Source organism: Paraglaciecola sp. 25GB23A, assembly GCF_040012495.1.
GTDB lineage: Bacteria > Pseudomonadota > Gammaproteobacteria > Enterobacterales > Alteromonadaceae > Paraglaciecola.
The window spans coordinates 188,560-206,431 of the sequence record NZ_JBDYKM010000002.1 but is presented as its reverse complement, the minus strand read 5'-3'; the positions used below and the strand labels follow the sequence as shown (position 1 = coordinate 206,431).

At 40.8% G+C, this 17,872-nt stretch carries 19 protein-coding genes; 11 read left to right on the top strand and 8 right to left on the bottom strand.

The annotated features are described in order from the left end of the window. Positions 1-35 precede the first annotated feature (35 nt). Complete coding sequence (locus ABKW31_RS06160; RefSeq protein ID WP_348615401.1) at positions 36-485, bottom strand: Spy/CpxP family protein refolding chaperone; 450 nt, start codon at positions 483-485, stop codon at positions 36-38. Positions 486-644: 159 nt separating this feature from the next. Between ABKW31_RS06160 and ABKW31_RS06155 the strand changes: the two genes are divergently transcribed. Together ABKW31_RS06155 and ABKW31_RS06150 are read left to right on the top strand one after the other, a co-directional pair. Then, positions 645-1,352 (top strand): response regulator transcription factor, encoded by a 708-nt coding sequence (locus tag ABKW31_RS06155; RefSeq protein ID WP_348615400.1) that lies wholly within the window; start codon positions 645-647, stop codon positions 1,350-1,352. A gap of 4 nt (positions 1,353-1,356) precedes the next feature. Next, entirely contained in the window at positions 1,357-2,709 is a 1,353-nt protein-coding gene (locus tag ABKW31_RS06150) for a HAMP domain-containing sensor histidine kinase (protein ID WP_348615399.1), read from the top strand. Between the two features lie 109 nt (positions 2,710-2,818). Here ABKW31_RS06150 and ABKW31_RS06145 read toward each other — a convergent pair whose 3' ends face one another. The 3 genes from ABKW31_RS06145 to dapA form a co-directional block, all read right to left on the bottom strand. Continuing rightward, positions 2,819-3,922 (bottom strand): phosphoribosylaminoimidazolesuccinocarboxamide synthase, encoded by a 1,104-nt coding sequence (locus ABKW31_RS06145; protein WP_348615398.1) that lies wholly within the window; start codon positions 3,920-3,922, stop codon positions 2,819-2,821. Between the two features lie 155 nt (positions 3,923-4,077). Continuing rightward, positions 4,078-5,187 (bottom strand): outer membrane protein assembly factor BamC, encoded by a 1,110-nt coding sequence (gene bamC, locus ABKW31_RS06140; RefSeq protein ID WP_348615397.1) that lies wholly within the window; start codon positions 5,185-5,187, stop codon positions 4,078-4,080. Positions 5,188-5,196: 9 nt separating this feature from the next. Next, on the bottom strand, positions 5,197-6,078 hold the full coding sequence (dapA, locus tag ABKW31_RS06135; protein ID WP_348615396.1) for a 4-hydroxy-tetrahydrodipicolinate synthase: 882 nt from the start codon (positions 6,076-6,078) through the stop codon (positions 5,197-5,199). 156 nt (positions 6,079-6,234) lie between these two features. Here dapA and ABKW31_RS06130 point away from each other — a divergent pair, with 156 nt between their 5' ends. Both ABKW31_RS06130 and bcp read left to right on the top strand, forming a co-directional pair. Then, positions 6,235-6,771, top strand: coding sequence for an ACT domain-containing protein (locus ABKW31_RS06130; protein WP_348615395.1), 537 nt, complete (start codon positions 6,235-6,237; stop codon positions 6,769-6,771). Positions 6,772-6,819: 48 nt separating this feature from the next. Then, entirely contained in the window at positions 6,820-7,287 is a 468-nt protein-coding gene (gene bcp, locus ABKW31_RS06125) for a thioredoxin-dependent thiol peroxidase (RefSeq protein WP_348615394.1), read from the top strand. A 44-nt stretch (positions 7,288-7,331) separates the two neighbouring features. On the opposite strand, the gene ABKW31_RS06120 is transcribed toward bcp, so the two are convergent. Continuing rightward, a complete protein-coding gene (locus ABKW31_RS06120; protein ID WP_348615393.1) occupies positions 7,332-8,411 on the bottom strand; it encodes an AI-2E family transporter in 1,080 nt (359 codons plus the stop codon). 433 nt (positions 8,412-8,844) lie between these two features. Here ABKW31_RS06120 and ABKW31_RS06115 point away from each other — a divergent pair, with 433 nt between their 5' ends. Beyond that, positions 8,845-10,299 (top strand): M48 family metalloprotease, encoded by a 1,455-nt coding sequence (locus ABKW31_RS06115; RefSeq protein ID WP_348615391.1) that lies wholly within the window; start codon positions 8,845-8,847, stop codon positions 10,297-10,299. On the opposite strand, the gene ABKW31_RS06110 is transcribed toward ABKW31_RS06115, so the two are convergent. Further along, a complete protein-coding gene (locus ABKW31_RS06110) occupies positions 10,285-10,749 on the bottom strand; it encodes a TlpA disulfide reductase family protein (protein WP_348615390.1) in 465 nt (154 codons plus the stop codon). The two genes, ABKW31_RS06115 and ABKW31_RS06110, sit on opposite strands and share 15 nt — an antisense overlap. Positions 10,750-10,828: 79 nt before the next feature. On the opposite strand from ABKW31_RS06110, the gene arsC reads away from it, so the two are divergent. Genes arsC through ABKW31_RS06090 form a run of 4 tightly spaced genes read left to right on the top strand, consistent with a single transcriptional unit; the run spans position 10,829 to position 14,127 of the window. After that, positions 10,829-11,182, top strand: coding sequence for an arsenate reductase (glutaredoxin) (gene arsC / locus ABKW31_RS06105; RefSeq protein WP_348615389.1), 354 nt, complete (start codon positions 10,829-10,831; stop codon positions 11,180-11,182). Then, positions 11,179-11,769, top strand: a complete 591-nt coding sequence (gene wrbA, locus ABKW31_RS06100; RefSeq protein ID WP_348615388.1) for an NAD(P)H:quinone oxidoreductase — start codon at positions 11,179-11,181, stop codon at positions 11,767-11,769. Before arsC ends, wrbA begins: the two co-directional genes overlap by 4 nt. A 3-nt stretch (positions 11,770-11,772) precedes the next feature. Then, complete coding sequence (locus tag ABKW31_RS06095; protein ID WP_348615387.1) at positions 11,773-12,198, top strand: DUF2069 domain-containing protein; 426 nt, start codon at positions 11,773-11,775, stop codon at positions 12,196-12,198. A 3-nt stretch (positions 12,199-12,201) separates the two neighbouring features. Beyond that, a complete protein-coding gene (locus ABKW31_RS06090) occupies positions 12,202-14,127 on the top strand; it encodes a hypothetical protein (protein WP_348615386.1) in 1,926 nt (641 codons plus the stop codon). A 57-nt stretch (positions 14,128-14,184) separates the two neighbouring features. On the opposite strand, the gene hda is transcribed toward ABKW31_RS06090, so the two are convergent. Both hda and ABKW31_RS06080 read right to left on the bottom strand, forming a co-directional pair. Next, positions 14,185-14,895 carry a DnaA regulatory inactivator Hda gene (gene hda, locus ABKW31_RS06085; RefSeq protein WP_348615385.1) on the bottom strand — a complete coding sequence of 237 codons (711 nt, stop codon included), beginning with the start codon at positions 14,893-14,895 and terminating at the stop codon, positions 14,185-14,187. Beyond that, the gene (locus tag ABKW31_RS06080; protein WP_348615384.1) at positions 14,895-15,986 is read right to left on the bottom strand and encodes a DUF2066 domain-containing protein; all 1,092 of its coding nucleotides are present in this window, start codon (positions 15,984-15,986) and stop codon (positions 14,895-14,897) included. The genes hda and ABKW31_RS06080 overlap by 1 nt, the downstream gene beginning before the upstream one ends. A gap of 181 nt (positions 15,987-16,167) precedes the next feature. Between ABKW31_RS06080 and purM the strand changes: the two genes are divergently transcribed. Both purM and purN read left to right on the top strand, forming a co-directional pair. Beyond that, positions 16,168-17,205 (top strand): phosphoribosylformylglycinamidine cyclo-ligase, encoded by a 1,038-nt coding sequence (purM, locus tag ABKW31_RS06075; RefSeq protein WP_348615383.1) that lies wholly within the window; start codon positions 16,168-16,170, stop codon positions 17,203-17,205. Next, positions 17,206-17,862, top strand: a complete 657-nt coding sequence (purN, locus tag ABKW31_RS06070) for a phosphoribosylglycinamide formyltransferase (RefSeq protein ID WP_348615382.1) — start codon at positions 17,206-17,208, stop codon at positions 17,860-17,862. The last annotated feature ends 10 nt before the right edge of the window (positions 17,863-17,872 follow it).

Sequence of the window (17,872 nt, the reverse complement as noted above, 5' to 3'; positions counted from 1 at the left end):
TTTAAGTCTCTGGCGGTATTTAAACGACAGTTTTTTTAGCTTTCAGCCTGTCCGTGTTTTTGACGTTTCTCACGTTTTTCTTGCAGAGAGTTAAGTTTTACTAACTGCTCAGGTGTCAAGATTTCGCGCATTTTAATACGCTGTTCAGCCATAGATAAAAAACGTTCACGAGCTTGTGCTGCACGTTGGTCAGCCAATGCGTTGAGACTGTCTAAATAATCGTTGGCATTTGGATCTAGATCAGCCAACTTACTCATGACTGAATCTTCACGCTTACCTTGCACACGTAAGTCCTTAGATTCCTGCTTTAACAACTTAAATTGTTCAATTTGGCTATCGCTAAGGTCGAGTACTTTCGCTAATTTATGCAATGGCATAGGACCTTCGCCTCTATGTCCACCTTGTCTGTCACCATTATGTGCGCCGGCAAAGGCAGAACCTGTGATGCAGGCGCTAAATAAAATAACTGATATTAATTTCTTCATCGTAATATTCCTCTTTTTGGTTAAGGATAACCAAGATTAAGCGTAGTTGGTCATCAACGAAACAAAGTATGCGCCCATCATTCGATAAGTAGGGTAAAGCTAGTGTAAAGTTAGGTAAAGTTATGTCAAAGCTTAGACATTACAGATTACACTTAAGCCATGAAAAATGACAAACCCCAAATACTGCTGGTCGATGATGATGTGACCCTATGCGCCTTACTGCAAGAATATCTGCAAGAAGACAACTTTGACGTCACTGTCTTGCATTCGGGCGACGCAGCCATTAGCCGCTTATTACAGCAGGAAGAATTTGATACCGTGGTTCTCGATATTATGATGCCCAAGGTAAGTGGCCTAGACGTGCTCAGAACGGTGCGCGCCAAAAGTAGAGTCCCCATCTTAATGCTGACTGGTCGCGGCGATGATATCGATCGGATTGTTGGCCTGGAAATGGGCGCTGATGACTATTTGACAAAACCGTGTAACCCACGTGAGTTAGCGGCACGAATTCGCGCCATTTTACGCCGTACACAACAAGAGCCTATATCAAGTAATCAACATTTTGAGTTACACGGCATTGTGCTTGATAGCGGTTCTCGTTCTGTATCAGTCAATGGACAAATTGCGATCTTTACCAGTGCAGAGTTTAATGCCCTACGTTATTTAATGGAAAATGCGGGTCAAGCCATTAGCAAACAAGATATGACTGTTGAGGTGCTCAACCGTCAACTTGATGCCTATGATCGTAGTATGGATGTGCATATTAGCCGCATTCGACAAAAATTAGCAGCCATGGGTGTGCCTGATGTTATTAAGTCGGTACGCGGTTTGGGTTACCAGTTTCTCACAGAACGATTAGGAGACTAAGTCCTTGCAGTCCCTTAGCCATTGGTTGACGCAATTTACTAACATATTAGGCTTCAAAAGGCTGTTTTGGCGCATCTTTATTGCATTTTGGTTATCCAGTTTACTGGTCATGTTTGCCACCGGATTTGTGATGGTAAATAGTTTTTCATCAAATGAAGCCCATCAACGTCACATCAGCGACGTGACCACTCAAGCTGAGAGAATGGTATGGCGCTATGAGAATGAAGGCTTTAATGCCAATAAACTAGACACTAAGATGAAAAATTGGCAACAGAAACTGGCAGGCCGTGCTGAACGTTTATTGCCTATGCGCATTTTAGATAGCAACAACAAAACAATTTATCGTTATCATATTAAAAAAGAGCATATTGGTGAGCTCGAACAATTGAGTGTACTTGGGCCGTCAAATGCGGAGTACCAGGTCTTTACCAATGAGCCAGAACCACCGCGGATTTTTAAACAAGTTCTTTTTCGATTTCAGTCAGTACAGTTTGTCTTTGTTTTATTTGCCTCTGCGCTGGTCAGTGCGCTACTGAGTTGGAGTATTGTCGCTCCGCTCAAAAGTTTGGGTGTTTTTAGCCGTCGTTTTGCCAATCAACAACAGATAACAGAGCTGCCTAAAAACTTACTTAAACGGGGTGATGAACTGGGATCGTTGGCCCATGACATTGACTATATGGTCAAGAAAACACAAAAAACCGTATTAGCCCAGCAACAATTGCTACACGATGTATCACATGAATTACGAGCGCCATTGGCACGCTTACAAGTCTCTGCAGCACTCATCCAGCAAAAAAACCCTGACAACCGCCATGTGTTACAAATAAATAGTGATTGTCTGCGTATTGACCAATTGATCCAGCAAATTTTAAATTATTCAAAATTGGCACAAGATCAGCAAAATCCACAAGCTTGTGATGTTCAACTGCTTTGCCAGCAAGTGGTTGACAATATGGCGATTGAATTCCCTGGTATTCCAATCCAGTTTGAGTCAAGTCTTGAGCAATGTGAAATAATGGGCTATCCAGAGGCGCTAATCCAAGCTCTAGACAATATTGTCGGCAATGCCTGTAAATATTCACCTGAGGGGAAAGCAGTGGAGCTAAGACTTACGCAAACTAATAATCAGGTTCTGATTGATATTCAAGATCACGGCCCTGGGGTAGATGACACAGAAATAAGTCAATTATTGCAACCCTTTTATCGCGCCGGCAATGCTATGCATACGCCAGGGTTTGGCCTCGGTTTAAGTATTGCTGCAAGAGCGATTAAAAAGCATCAAGGTCAGCTAAGTATGCAAAATCAGATTGAAGGTGGACTTTTAGTTTCGATCACATTACCCTTTTCAATGTTATAAGTGGCGAGTGAGATAATAATTTTTTCGGTGTTATAAATGACAGTATGGGCTTTATTATTAATCCAACTCAGTAGTTGAGTTGGATTAATAATCATTAGTGTAGTCTTAATTAATCTACCAATTGATATTCATCGCGCAGAATTTGGATAATTTCGGCTTTGGGCTTAGCACTTAATACGATCTTCTTACCGGTAATTTTTTCTGCAATACCGATATAGGTTTTTGATACATCTAACAATACTTCGAGCGGTAAGGCATTATCACGGGCTAAGGACTCTCGCTCGGGCATGCGGTTTTTGTTCAGCAAAATATCAGGATCAGGAAAATGGTTGAGCAATAATTGCCTAAAACCCTCTTTTGAGTTTTCAACTATCATGCCTTGTCGATATTGGTGTGCATCCCATATTCTTGATGAGTCAGGCGTACCAACTTCATCCATATAAATAAGTTTATTATTGCCATCTAAGTCTTTGACATAACCAAATTCAAACTTAGTATCCACAAAAATTTGCCCAATGTCGGCCAGCGCCTTAGCGATAAGGTTAAAACCATCCCGCAATAAGGTTTCATATAAACTAATGTCGTCCAGCGATTCAAAATTAAATGCTTGATAATTATCTGCAATATTTTGCCGAGTAATATTCACATCATCCGCCTCAGGCACACCGGGGATATTGCGTAAAATCCCTTTGGTCGATGGAGTAAACAATAGCTCATTTAACTTACCGTCTTTGACTAGACCATCTTCAAGTGTAATACCACAAAAGTCGCGCTCACCTTTTTCATAAGCCCGCCACATTGAACCAGTAATATATTGGCGACAAATCGCTTCAATACGCACAGGTTTAGCTTTTTGCACTATCCAAACAAACGGATGAGGAATATCTAAGATATGGCTATCAGCCAAACCTTGTTGCTTGAATAAGCCAAACCAGTGGTTGGATATGGCATTTAATGCTGCTCCTTTACCCGGCACACCAGACAAGCCGTTTTCGCCATGCCAAATGCAATCAAAAGCTGAAATACGATCACTGATCACCATGATAGCCAGAGGAGTATCTAGTGGCACATTGTAAGACTTTTGTTGAATCAAACGTTGACTATCAGCGGCTGTTAACCAATAAACCGAACGCACTTTGCCGCTATGCACAGGTAAATCGGTGCGGATCGGTAAATCGTTATTAATTGCTAAAATTTTATCGCTGTATGACATTGCCAAACTTACTCCACCTAACGGCATAACCCTAAGCTATGCCTGCCCTTATTTAAGCAAATAAAAACAAAAAGCACCCAGCAAAACAAGCGGGGTGCTCTGATAATAACAATACTTTCCTGACCCAAGTATAATATTGAGTCAGGAGCTGAGACTTAAATATCTAAGTCGTCAGCCTCCATAGTACGAGCAAACGTTGGGAATAAATCAGTCATTTTATTCACCGGGAAGGCGACGCTTTCGTTATCGAGCAGAGTGATTGAAGTTTTAGCGCCCAAGTCAGTGACTTTAATGCGATATTCTTCTGTCTTTAAATCCAAGGCATATTGATCCTTAGACCATAAGGTACTCCACCAACCTGCGTCAGTACCATTGTATTTTACAAACAGTAGACCTGTTGACTGGTCATAATCTTTGACGTCAAAGCCTAACTTTCTCAATACCAGCAGCAATCGAGGCCAAGCAATTTCGTATTCAGCATTAACCATATAGGCCGATTCACCATCTTCATCAAAGCCGAGTTCCATCGGTAAACCTTGACGAATTTTTTGAATACGTTGAGCTGTTGCTAGGCGAATTTCACGTTCATAGTGATCGATAACTTGATTCAGAATATCAACTTCCTGACGTCTGGCATCACTGGGGGTAGTTGATTCTGGTCCTTGTAAAGTTTGTTTTTCTTTATAATCAATAAGATCAACACTTAATGAGGCAATACGTCCGTGAGGTTTAAGATCTAAATTAAATTCAAAACGCTGACCGACACTGCGTTCTGATTTTGACCAGCTATACCAACTGTCGTCTTCTTCACCCTCTTTAATAACCATCCAATCAGATATGAGCTGTTGTTTTTCTTTATCAAATTTTTGAACACCAATACCTTGGCTTTCTAAAAAAGCTAACAATGAATTCCAGATAGTGGTATCTAAAGCTTGGCTATCATCTATTTTGTCAAACCAAACCGTTGCTGATTTTGAGCCTTCTTCGACATGAGAACCAGTGACTAAGGGCAAAACGAGAGAAGGAGATAAAATACTTAACTTTTCACCAATAAAATCACGTGGCGCCTCTGGGCCTAAATTGGGTAGTTTAAAGCTATCATTAAAATCAGGTGTATCTATATCAGCTGGTATTTTGATTTGTTGACCAACTTCATTTTTTAAATAACTAAAGCCGCCACTGGCTATTTCTCTATCTTCTACCGAACTGCAAGCAGTTAAAATAGCTAAAGAAACTAAACTACAAGCAAAAAACTTAGGTGTCATGCTATCTCCTTAAAATAATACGCCAGAACTGCGCATGACTTGTTCAATATGTTGTTGACTCTTTAGTTCTGATTCAACTAAAGGTAGTCGTAAAAATGCAGATTTCATGAGTCCCATTCTATACAGTGCCCATTTGGGCATCACTGGATTTGGCTCAATAAATAATGCTGTATGGAGTAAGGCTATTTTTTTGTCTATCTGTTGCGCCCCTGAAATATCGCCGGCTAACACTGCCTCACACATCTGTGACATTTGTTTTGGCACTAGGTTCGCTGTTACTGAAATTACACCGTGCCCACCCGCCGCTAAAAAAGCACAACCGCTTTGATCATCACCGCTTAACAATAAAAAATTATCAGGCACCAGCTTTTGTGTTTGCTTCAAACGATTGAGATCACCAGTAGCATCTTTTAAACCGACAATTAAAGGATGTTTAGCTAATTCAGCTACAGTTTCTGGCAACATATCAGTTACTGTGCGTCCCGGAACGTTATATAACAATAGCGGTAATTCAGTGGCATCCGCTATGGCATTAAAATGAGCGACCAAACCACGTTGTTGTGGTTTATTATAATAAGGAACAACACTTAAAAAACCACTGATGCCGCTGTTGGCAAGTTGTTTACTTAAAAATATTGCCTCTTCAGTCGAATTCGCCCCACTGCCCGCTATAACCGGAATTTTTCCTTGCGCATATTCAACAACGCGTTTTACCACTTCGATATGTTCATCAAACGGTAGGGTTGCTGACTCACCAGTTGTTCCAACAGCAACAATGCCGTGGGTGCCATTTTCAATATGAAAATCAACCAACTTTTGCAGTGATGGATAATCGATTTGTCCCTGATCATCCATTGGGGTAACGAGTGCTACATAACTACCAGTAAACATGCCTTCTCCTAAAATTTCGCGCCTAATGGTAAAGACCAAACCCTTTAAAAACAAGCAATGAATTAGGCTTTCGCTGCTTAATAATTCAAACTGGATTATTCAGGGTAATTTCAGGTATGTTATAGGGCCTAATAGCCCGACAAAAATAAATAAAATATGAGTCAACAACTTGTAGTTACCATCTTAGGTGCTGATAAATTTGGAATGTTAAGCGCGATTGTCGACACAGTATGCGATGTTGGATGTAATATATTAGATAGCCGTCAGGCCGTCTTTGGCCAAGACTTCTCATTAACTATGATTATAGAAGGTAGTCAGGCAGCGATAGCCAATGCTGAATTTGCCATCCCACATACCTGCCACAAACTTGAACTTCTATGTTTGCTCAAACGCACCAAGCGTCACAACAAACAAAATCTAGAACACATTGCCGATATTATTATTAAGGGTGAAAACGCCAATGGTGTGATCAAAAAAATTACCAGCTTTTTCGCGCAATTCACTATCTCCGTTAGTGCCTTTCGCTTAAAAACATCAAAAAATTCAGATCAAATTGTCACGGGGCCCGAACAGATGACATGCAAGATGGTGGTCTCTATTCCGCATAGCATTTCAGTTGAAGAAGTTGAAAGTGCATTTCAAAACTTACTCCTTGCATTAAATTTACAAGGCTCCATTAAACAAAATCATTAAATGTTGCGTATTGCCATTTAATGCTTAACAAAACAAATAGGAAACATCATGCAAATGTTACAAGCTGGAGATAAAGCACCTGCTTTTTCTCTGCCAAATGAAAATAACCAACAAATCGCACTCAGTGACTTGGCAGGTAAAAAAGTATTAGTGTATTTTTATCCTAAAGCCATGACACCAGGCTGCACTATTCAAGCCCAATTTCTACGCGACAGTCTAGGTGAAATAAAGAAGCACAATGTTGAAGTATTTGGTGTTAGTCCGGATGCCGTAAAACGCTTGCCAAAATTTATAGAAAAAGAGCAGCTTAACTTTTCATTGCTTAGTGACGAAGATCACAGCGTTGCCGATGCTTTTGGAGTGTGGGGACCGAAAAAATTTATGGGCAAAGAATTCGATGGTTTACATCGCATTAGTTTTTTAATCAACGAGCAGGGCACGATTGAAAAAGTATTCGACAAATTTACCACAAAAAATCATCATGAGGTGCTGCTTACTTACTTGAGCAACACTTAGTGATAGCAACGCAGGGCAGCTTTAGGTGCCCTGCTATTGATTACTTAGTTTTCATTACTCTGCGGTTCGACTTGAGGCGTAGGTGCAGACCACGCATTAGTTACCGCTTTGACTAAGGTGGCTAAAGGAATAGCAAAAAACACCCCCCAAAAACCCCACAAACCACCAAAAAATAGTACCGCAATAATGATATATATCGGATGTAAACTAACCGCTTCTGAAAATAGGATAGGCACTAATGCATTACCATCAAGGGCTTGTATAACTGCATAGGCTACCATGAGATACCAAAAGTCTGGCGTGATACCCCATTGAAATAAAGCAACGATAGCAACCGGAATGGTGACAACAGCCGCGCCAATATAGGGAATTAAAACAGAAAAGCCGACTAACACACCAAGCAGCAGAGCATAGCGTAGGTCCATGAAGGCGAAGGTAATAGCTGACGCAACACCTACAATCACAATTTCTATTACCTTACCTCTGATGTAATTCGCTATTTGTGAGTTCATCTCGCTACCGACTTGCTTGATTAAACGCCGTTCAGAAGGCAGTAAACTAGCCATATTGCGGACTAATTCCTCCTTATCTTTCAACATGAAAAACACCATCAAAGGCACTAAAATTAGGTAGATCAATAACATGCCAATATCCACCAATGAACTAAAAGACGCGGACACCAACTTCTCACCATAAGCGACAATTTTGACATTAACCCCTTCTAGCATTTGCTGTATGTGGGCCACTTGCACAAAGTCAGGATAGGTATCAGGCAAATGCAACAACCAAGCCTGCCCGCCAGCCCAAATTTGCGGGGTCTCTTTGATTAAATTGATACTTTGCTGAGTTACCACCGGAACCACACCGATAAAAGTCAAAATAGAAATCGCTAAAAAACTTATCAATACCACCAAAGTAGATAGACTGCGTGACAATCCTAGCTGGTTGAGTTTAGTCACAGGCCAATCTAGCAAATAAGCAATCACGGCAGCGACAATGGCTGGCATTAAAATCCCTCCCCACACCAACAGTAATAATGATGAAACCAGTAACATCATCAGTAACATGGCAGAATCAGGATCTGAAAACTTTCGTTTATACCAACGCTCAAAAAGGTGAAACATTTATATTCCTTGTAACTCTAAGATTAAATTCAAACGAAAAGTCAAAAACTCGCCACAGCGCTTGTACACAAAGATATATTACCGCGACGAAGGATAAAATGATAAGACTTAACATGCCTAAACGAGATTAATAAATTTTGCCCGATGTTCACAAGCGCTAACCTGAAATATTCTATTTTTTTTAATTAAACACTGCTATTAGCTTTGCTAACTCGCTTTTTAATCTTGTGTAACGATACACCTTTGTATAAGGTCTTGGCTGGTAAGTAAGGCCCTTAGACGATTAAACTACAGCGATACTGGACACCAAATAACAATTACGCTTGGTAAAAGTTTGAAATGAACTTATGTCTGTATACTGCGTTCAAATAGAATATCACGAGGGGCTGTACTTAAACCCTCACATCATAGATTAAATAACTAGACCAATTAGATGACCAAAAGAATAAACAAATTAAACTTTATCACCCTCAGTATCCTACTTAGTATTGGACTTAGCTCTCATGCCAATAATAAAAAAAATGAATTGCCGGAAATAGGGGTTGTGGCGTCTGGTGCAATCACTTTAGATAAAGAATTGTTGATTGGTGATGCGCTGATGCGGCAACTTCGGGGCCAAGGCCCAGTTATCAGCGATCCCTTATTAGACGAGTATATTCAAGACTTGGGTAATCGTTTAGTGGCTCAGGCTGATGACGTTAAGTTTAGTTTTAAGTTTTTCTTACTCAATAGTTCTGAAATTAACGCCTTTGCCTTTTTTGGCGGACATGTGGGTATCCATACTGGTCTAATATTTAATGCTAAAAATGAATCTGAATTAGCCTCTGTATTAGCCCACGAGATTAGTCACGTTACCCAACGCCATATCGCCAGAAGCATAGAAGAAAGACAAAAATCATCACCACTTCAAATAGCATCATTGTTGGGCGGTATACTCTTAGCCGTAGCCAACCCAGAAGCGGGCATGGCTGCGATTTCAGCGAGCAGTGCAGCCTCACAACAAGCGTCAATCAACTATACTCGGCAAAATGAAAAAGAAGCCGACCGTATAGGTATCCGAATTTTGGCGCAAGCTGGCTTCGATCCCAATGGCGCTAGCGACTTTTTTTCCACCTTAACTGAAAAAAACAGATTGAAATCGAGCAGCCTGGCTTTTTTACAAACTCACCCTTTGCCAGAATCAAGGGTAGCCGATGCTCGTAGTCGTGCCGCAAGTTATAATTCCGGTCCAGTTGCGGAAAGTTTAACCTTTCATTTAGCTAAATCACGGATTTTGGCACGTTATTATTCAAATCCTAAGTTCAATATCGAGTTTTTTACTGCTAGTTTAAATAAACAGTCTTATGTTTTTAAACAAGCAGCAGAATATGGTTTGGCTCTATCATACTTAGCTGATGAGCAATACAGTCAGGCACAACGCATCATTTTAGACTTACTCGACAACGATCCCGACAACCTCTTTTATCTAGATGTATACACTGATATTGCTATTGCGACTAAGCAGTTTTCTGCTGCAATAGAACGACTTTCGGCCAAACTAAAGCAGTCTCCGCGTAATCAAGTTCTGGTGCTTAACTTAGCCAATATACTGATACAAGATAAACAGTACGCCAAAGGTATTGCTCTTTTAAAAGACTTCTTGCTGTTAAATCCTAATAATATGTTGGCTTATGACTTGTTAGGTGATGCCTATAGAGGTAACCAACAACCCTTGGAAATGCATCAAATTAAAGCTGAAGTTTATGCGCAAGTAGCCGCCTATCCTCGCGCCATTGACGAATTGCAAAGTGCCTATAATTTTGCCGACAACAAACAATTAGAAAAACAACGCATACGCGCCAGAATTGAGCAATTTAGAGATGCTCAAGAGAAGCTAAGGGCCTTGTAATTCGACCAGTACTTGGCGCAAGCTTTCGGCACTTTGCTCGCCTTTCAGTTGTTTAACTACTCTGCCCTTCGGATCAATAATGATTGTATGTGGCAGGGTATTAGGTGCTTTGGGCCAAGGCAGTGATTCAATGCTATACAGAATGGGAAAAGCAATGTCGTAGGTGTCTCTTAATTCACTGAGCTGCTCTTGACTTAAAGGGTCAAAACTAATGGCAAATATGGGCACCGACTTATTTTCAACATGAAACCGATTTAACTCAGGTATTTCCCGTAAACACGGAGCACACCAGCGAGCAAAGTAGTTGACAATTACCCAGCTACCTTCAAAGTCTTGCCATTGATGTGCTTCGCCGTCCAAGGTGACAAAATCTTTTTTCATCGTCGTATTAACCAATAAACCGGTTGTTAAGGCGAAAAGAGCGATAGCCAGCCACTGCCAATTTTTCATATTTAATTTATTCCTCACTTTGATGTATTGAGAAAATACAGGTTACAATAATGTTTTTATACTAATAAACGGTTTTTTTATGTCTCAACTCACTATTTATCATAACAATCGTTGTTCAAAGAGCCGCCAAACTTTGCAGTTAATTGAACAGCAAGGAATAAAGCCCACTGTAATTGATTATCAAAAAAACCCACCAAACCATAGTGAGTTGGCCACTATTATTCAGCAACTCGGGTTTACTAGTGCGAGGCAGTTAATGCGCAAAGGTGAGGATGAATACCAAGCTTTGGGATTAGCCAATACCCTGCTCAATCAGGAACAATTGATTGATGCCATGATTAGCCATCCCAAACTCATCGAACGCCCTATAGTGTGTTACAAAGGAAAAACGGTGATCGGACGTCCACCTGAAAATATTTTGACCCTATTATGAAACAAGACGTATTAGTTTTATATTACAGCCGCCATGGTGCGACACAAGCGATGGCAAATAAAATTGCGTTGGGCATAGAGCAAGCAGATTTACAAGCTAGATTGCGCACGGTACCTGAGGTTTCGGCTAATTTATCCATCAGCCAAGCAAGTGTTCCACAGGAAGGTGATCCCTATGTCAGCCTTGACGATTTAAGTGAATGTTGTGCGCTAGCCTTAGGCAGTCCCACACGTTTTGGCAACATGGCAGCACCACTAAAGTACTTTTTAGACGACACCAGCAAAGCATGGTTATCAGGTACATTAGAAGGTAAACCTGCTTGTGTATTTACCTCTACGGCCAGCATGCATGGCGGTCAAGAAACGACCTTATTGAGTATGATGTTACCCTTACTTCATCACGGGATGCTAATTTGTGGTTTGCCCTATTCTTTACCTGAACTACACACCACCACTACAGGGGGAAGCCCTTATGGTGTGAGCCATTTAGCCGACAAACGTAGCCCGAATAAATTAAGCAATGAAGAGATTGCATTGTGTATCGCCCAAGGTAAACGTTTAGCGACTTTTGCCAGTAAATTAGGATAGTTAATGAAATTAGACACCCAGTTTTATCGCCGTTTGACCCTAAGCAGTTATTTTTTACTTATCGCTTGGTTAGTTATTTGGCACTTCTTCCTTACTCCAGATAAGGTGACGTCAACCTTGTTTACCGTACTTTTGTGGATAATTCCTATTCTGCTGCCAATGAAAGGTTTATTACAAGGAAAGCCTTATACCTACGCATGGACTAATTTTATTGTCATGTACTATTTGTTACATGGCCTAACCTCAATATATGCAGTAGAGGGTGAGAGGCTCTATGCGCTCATTGAGATACTGTTATGTTGCGCATTATTTACCGGTGGGAGTTTTTACGCGCGTCTACGAGGTCGTGAATTAGGTTTGGGTATTCGTAAATTGAAAGAAGAATTACTCGAAGAAAAACAAGCGTTTGAAAGTAATAAACGAGGATAGTCTATGGCACTAAGGCTCAGTTTAGTTGGTGTTTTTGTACTGTTTTTACAGGCTTGTGGTGGGTCTTCCGCGCCCGCCCCTACACCTATACCTGATCAACCACCGAGTGCTAACACGCCCGTCAGTGCTAAGCTGGTGCAAGATGGATTACGTCTTTATTATCCTGAGTCATTTTGGGTAAACCAAGCGGCAAGCCTCGCAGTTACTGCAGATAGCGGCAACATCAAGTCAGTATATTGGCAACAAAGTTCAGGTCCAGAACTTATTATCCTAGCGCCCGACAGTCAGCTTGTCTCTTTTGATATCACACAAGCTGCAAGTTATAACATTGACCTCACCGTTACATTAAATACCGGTGTTGTATTGCAAAAAAATATAACATTTGACGCCTCAGATAATACTCAAGCTCTCAGTAGCATAAGACTCGACCATGTTGTCGTTGAACAAGGTAAAGTATCGCTGAGAGTCGATAGTACGGGTTCTAGTAAAAATAAGGCTATTCGCTCAATTCAATGGCGACAGATTGCTGGTCCTGAAGTAAGCGACTTGGTTTTTGACGAACATTATTTGTTTTTTGTAGCGCCGACTGTTGCTCAAGATGTGTTGGTCGAATTTTCAGCCACCTTAAATTTTACTGATGGCAGCGTAGCGTCGGACCAAAGCTACGTATTAGTTAAAAAGTCGACTATTAATCCTGATGGGTATTTCCCCAAATTCGCGGAACGTATTGTCACCACAGAAGTCAGGCCCTATATCAGCGATGGCCAATATGCTGATGTATTAGTAGGCTGTGTGTACAACAATCAAATTTCCTCAAGTTGTACCTTTGAAACACTGCCCCTAATAGGATCTCAAACCCCATCACCATCAATAGATGACATATTAGCGCGCTTGGTGGTGTCACATCCTTGGATGGGTGACAGGTTCAAGGAATTTTTGCAAGAATCAGCCACTTCAGAAGATATGCGCCAGCTTTTAAAAGCAACCACAGCTATCGTGATTGCTTATGATGTGCGTCCTTCATTCTATTGGTCAGCTACCGGAGCAATCTACTTAGACGCCGCAAATTTTTGGCGCAGTCCGCAAGAGCGAGATACCCTTAACGACCAAGCTGATTATCGCAGCAATTTTGGTAATGAATTGCAGTTTATTATCCCCTGGCGCTATGTAAAAAATAATCAGTATTACATTCGCAATAGTGACTTCCCTGCTGAAAGTCGTTTAAGCAAACCATTTTCTGCTTTAGAAGCGAATGCAAGCTGGTTGATGTATCACGAACTTGGCCATGCAAACGATTTTTTCCCTTATTCAAGTTGGGCCAGTTTATCAAATAATGACAGTCCTTTGTCTTATGCCAATAATCACGATGCTTCATCGAGTCAATTTAGCCAGGCTTATCCCTTAGACTCGATTGAAATGGTGCAATTAGCAGATGTTAGCTTCTCGGGAATTACCGCAACTGAAAGTCAAAAGGCTTTAGTAGCGCAAGACGTATTGGGCTTTTTTAGCCCAGATAAAGCTCCAGACTATTATTGTTACTCCACCATACGCGAAGACTTTGCTACCTTATTTGGTCATTTTATGATGGCTTATCGCTTAGGCGTTAGCGCAGATGTCGCTATCATTAGCTCAGTTGACAACGATGAACTTAAGGTTACTTGGGGACAGCGAGACAGAGTTAATTCGACGCAAATTCAGCCACGGGTCAAAGCAGTAGTAGAAAGCATTTTTCCGCAATTAAATGTGGCACAAATTCAAACTACTTTGCCTAGAACCCTTAATATGAGAGTCGGTGATGATTGGTTCAGCAATATTAATTTGTCAGTGGGTAATAACTCAAACACACTTCAAGCTAAATCAAACAGCACAAAACCACTAGAACCCGGAGATTTTTGGCAAGTGTTTCCACATACACCAACCACACCCTAAAAATATGCAGTTAATTTTGACATAGGGCTAAGCTCTATACGAAAAGGCGTAAAACCCTTAAAGGTTTAGCGTGGATTTGACAAAAGGTATGGTGAGTTTGCGCTGTTGCTGTAAGGAGAACTCATCTAATTTATCGAGACTTTGCATCAACGCGGGCAAATCTCGTTGAAGATGATTGATCAAAAATTTAGCCACTTCCATCGGCATGCTCAGACCCCGTTGTTCTGCTCTTATAATGAGGGCATTACATCGCTCAACGTCTTCTAGTGCCACTAATCTAAAACTGACACCCCAACTTAAACGTGAGACCAAATCTGGTAATTGCAGAGGCAGGGATTGTAAGGGGAATCGCCCTGCAATAATCAATTTACTCTGTCCTTGCTCTTTAACCCGGTTAATCAAATCAAATAAAGCCACTTGCCATGGCAAATCATCTTCAATTAATTCAACGTCATCAAAACAGACCAAATCATACAATTCCAATCCTTCCAGCATTTCAACTGACAGATATTCTTTATCTTTAAAACTCAAATAGACACAGCTGTGATTATTTTTTTCAGCCAAGTAACAGGTTGAAAATAGTAAATGGCTTTTACCTAAGCCAGTTTCCGCAAAAAAATAAGTAAGCCAAGCTAATGAAGGTCCGCTCTGCTCAGGCACCAACAAGTTTTGTAAGTGACTCACTAATTGTTGGTTTTCACCTACAATAAAATTATCAAAGGTCACCTGGTCTTTTAATGAAACAGGCAGGGAAAGCTGCTTACTCATTAATTGTTCCACATAAATTCCAAAACAGTAGGCTCCAGCCCAGAGTCTGCAGTGACCGGCAATATTTTATTATCTAAACTAAAAGTATTAAGTAAATCATCGGTATTACCCAATAACTCCAGGTCAAAAGTGGCTTTCTCGCCTTGTTGCATTACTAGGGTGGCATTGGCGACCACACTCAAACCATTCAGAAATTTTAATATAGTTGCATAGCGCGTAATTGAGTTGACATTGTTAAGGGTAATTTGCGTTTTCACCGCATTCAGTAAACGATTTTGCTGACTAATAGCATATTTTTCTGATAATTGTTTAGCCACTACATCCACGATTTCATTCGCTATCAAGTCGCTTTGTTGCACACTAATTTGGCCACTATTCATCTGACCATTATCGAACATCAACCAATCTACTAACCAAAGTTGTTCTTTATTTTGTGCTTGTAAGGTATCGAGTGGTTCAAGATAAATGCGAGCAGATAAATAAGTGTTAAGATCGTAACGTTCAGTCGCAAGCAGTATGGGTTGGGAAAAACCACCCCAAATATCGTAAATATTAAGGTTTTGTAAATCATTTAAGTCCCACAACGGCACAACAACTCTTACGCCTCTTACTTGCGCTTGTTCAAAGAGTCGCTTAACAAAATCACTTTGGTTTTCCTGACCGATAATCTGTTTCTCTTGCTGCTTATTTTCAATCGCCAGCCATAACAAAGTGTCGGGTCGACGCTTGTCCCAAACGGCGAAACCCGCTGTTCTTATTACATTCTGAATTTTTTCCTGATCAAAATTAACCACTAAATACAGCTGGTTCTTATTTTTCTCATAGGTGTACGAACGGATTAATGTTGACGCTTTGTTGAGTTGCTTGATTATATTTGCATCATTCAATAAGACGTCTGAGCCACTCACTTTGACAAAAACTTGTTTCAAGGCTTGTTTTATCGCCTTATTTTGTGTCGCTTCCGCCTGATCACTCACCGCTACTTTAGCATCATATAGATCCTCAATGATTGCCGCTGAAGCAGACTCTATAAGCAAAAACACAACAAAGGTACTCATCAAAATTTGACGTAAAAATAGTAATGATGACATCAGGTACCCATTCTCCTTTACCACAAGACAATTAAATTCAGCTGGTATTGTCCAGTATTTACCTTAAAAATTCACCATTTGTTTCACATCAAAAAATCACTGTCGTTGTGATTGGTATTAATCGAGCAAACTGCTAAAATCCCCGCTCTTTTTTTCAGTGGTTATTTTTTGGGGTCTAGACGTGAGCGAAAACAATTCATCATTAAGCTATAAAGACGCAGGTGTCGATATTGATGCGGGTAACCAACTCGTTGAAAGAATTAAATCGGTAGCTAAAAAAACACAACGTCCTGAAGTGAGAGGTGGATTAGGTGGCTTTGGTGCTCTGTGCGCCCTGCCAGAAAAATACCGCAAACCCTTGCTTGTTTCAGGTACCGATGGCGTGGGCACTAAATTACGCCTAGCCATGGACTTAAAAAAACACCAAGGCATTGGCATTGATTTAGTCGCTATGTGTGTCAACGACCTAATCGTACAAGGCGCTGAGCCACTATTTTTTCTAGATTACTATGCAACGGGTAAACTCAACGTTGACACTGCTACCGAAGTTGTTACTGGCATAGGTCAAGGATGTGAGTTGGCGGGTTGTGCTTTAGTGGGTGGCGAAACCGCAGAAATGCCAGGTATGTATCATGGTGAAGATTATGATGTTGCCGGTTTTTGTGTTGGTGTTGTTGAAGCCGATGATGTGATTGATGGTACAAAAGTAAAAGCAGGCGATGCATTGATAGCTCTTGCCTCTTCTGGTCCTCATTCCAATGGCTATTCTCTTATAAGAAAAATAATTGAAGTATCAGGTAGCTCTACCGATGAAGTCTTTGAAGGTAGCACAATTGGTGATGTGCTATTAGAGCCGACTCGTATCTATGTTAAAAATGTACTGTCCTTGTTAGAACAAGTTGAAGTTAACGCTATCTCGCATATTACTGGCGGAGGTTTTTGGGAAAACATCCCACGCGTATTACCCGACAATGCAAAAGCCGTTATTGATGGCACAAGTTGGCAATGGCCTCCCATATTTAATTGGTTACAACAAAAAGGCAATGTTACGACTCATGAGATGTATCGCACATTCAACTGTGGCGTAGGTTTAATCATTGCTTTAAAACCTGAAAATGTCAGCTTAGCCCTGTCTATATTAAATGACTTAGGCGAAAACGCTTGGCAAATTGGTCATATCGCAGACCGCAATGCCGACCAAGCGGTTGAGATAAACTAAGTGAGTGACGCCGCTAAACTTAAATCTATCGTAGTATTAGTGTCAGGTAATGGTTCTAATTTACAGGCCATTATCGATGCTTGTGAGCAAGGTAAAATTCCAGCAAAAATCACCGCAGTCATTTCCAATAAGGCACAAGCCTATGGTTTGCAGCGGGCCAAGACAGCTGGGATTCCGGCTGTGGTGGTTGATCATACAGCTTATCTCACCCGCGAAGCCTATGATCAGCAACTATTGGCACAAATCAGTAAGTTTGCACCCGATTTAATTGTTCTTGCTGGCTTTATGCGTATATTGAGTCACGAATTTGTTGAAAATTTTCAGGGTCAGATGTTGAACATTCACCCGTCTTTGTTGCCGAAGTACAAGGGTCTGCATACCCATCAGCGCGCGATCGATGCAGGAGACCAAGAACACGGTGCATCTGTACATTTTGTGACGGCCGATTTAGATGATGGCCCGGTAGTTTTGCAATCTAAAGTTCCAATATTTGAAAACCAAGATGCAGAAGAACTGGCCGAGCGTGTTATTGTGCAAGAACGTCAAATGTATCCATTAGTAGTAAAATGGTTTTGTCAGGATAGACTAATCATGCTTAACAATAAGGCTTTTTTAGATGGTATTGAACTCGAAGAACAAGGCTACGCGGCTAATTAATTTTTGGATG

Coding starts and splice junctions, on each gene's coding strand:
- ABKW31_RS06120 (WP_348615393.1), bottom strand. CDS start 8,411: ATGTTTCACCTTTTTGAGCGTTGGTATAAACGAAAGTTTTCAGATCCT.
- bamC (WP_348615397.1), bottom strand. CDS start 5,187: ATGACACCTAAGTTTTTTGCTTGTAGTTTAGTTTCTTTAGCTATTTTA.
- bcp (WP_348615394.1), top strand. CDS start 6,820: ATGCAAATGTTACAAGCTGGAGATAAAGCACCTGCTTTTTCTCTGCCA.
- ABKW31_RS06080 (WP_348615384.1), bottom strand. CDS start 15,986: ATGTCATCATTACTATTTTTACGTCAAATTTTGATGAGTACCTTTGTT.
- hda (WP_348615385.1), bottom strand. CDS start 14,895: ATGAGTAAGCAGCTTTCCCTGCCTGTTTCATTAAAAGACCAGGTGACC.
- dapA (WP_348615396.1), bottom strand. CDS start 6,078: ATGTTTACTGGTAGTTATGTAGCACTCGTTACCCCAATGGATGATCAG.
- ABKW31_RS06130 (WP_348615395.1), top strand. CDS start 6,235: ATGAGTCAACAACTTGTAGTTACCATCTTAGGTGCTGATAAATTTGGA.
- ABKW31_RS06115 (WP_348615391.1), top strand. CDS start 8,845: ATGACCAAAAGAATAAACAAATTAAACTTTATCACCCTCAGTATCCTA.
- ABKW31_RS06145 (WP_348615398.1), bottom strand. CDS start 3,922: ATGTCATACAGCGATAAAATTTTAGCAATTAATAACGATTTACCGATC.
- wrbA (WP_348615388.1), top strand. CDS start 11,179: ATGAAACAAGACGTATTAGTTTTATATTACAGCCGCCATGGTGCGACA.
- arsC (WP_348615389.1), top strand. CDS start 10,829: ATGTCTCAACTCACTATTTATCATAACAATCGTTGTTCAAAGAGCCGC.
- ABKW31_RS06090 (WP_348615386.1), top strand. CDS start 12,202: ATGGCACTAAGGCTCAGTTTAGTTGGTGTTTTTGTACTGTTTTTACAG.
- ABKW31_RS06160 (WP_348615401.1), bottom strand. CDS start 485: ATGAAGAAATTAATATCAGTTATTTTATTTAGCGCCTGCATCACAGGT.
- ABKW31_RS06155 (WP_348615400.1), top strand. CDS start 645: ATGAAAAATGACAAACCCCAAATACTGCTGGTCGATGATGATGTGACC.
- ABKW31_RS06095 (WP_348615387.1), top strand. CDS start 11,773: ATGAAATTAGACACCCAGTTTTATCGCCGTTTGACCCTAAGCAGTTAT.
- ABKW31_RS06110 (WP_348615390.1), bottom strand. CDS start 10,749: ATGAAAAATTGGCAGTGGCTGGCTATCGCTCTTTTCGCCTTAACAACC.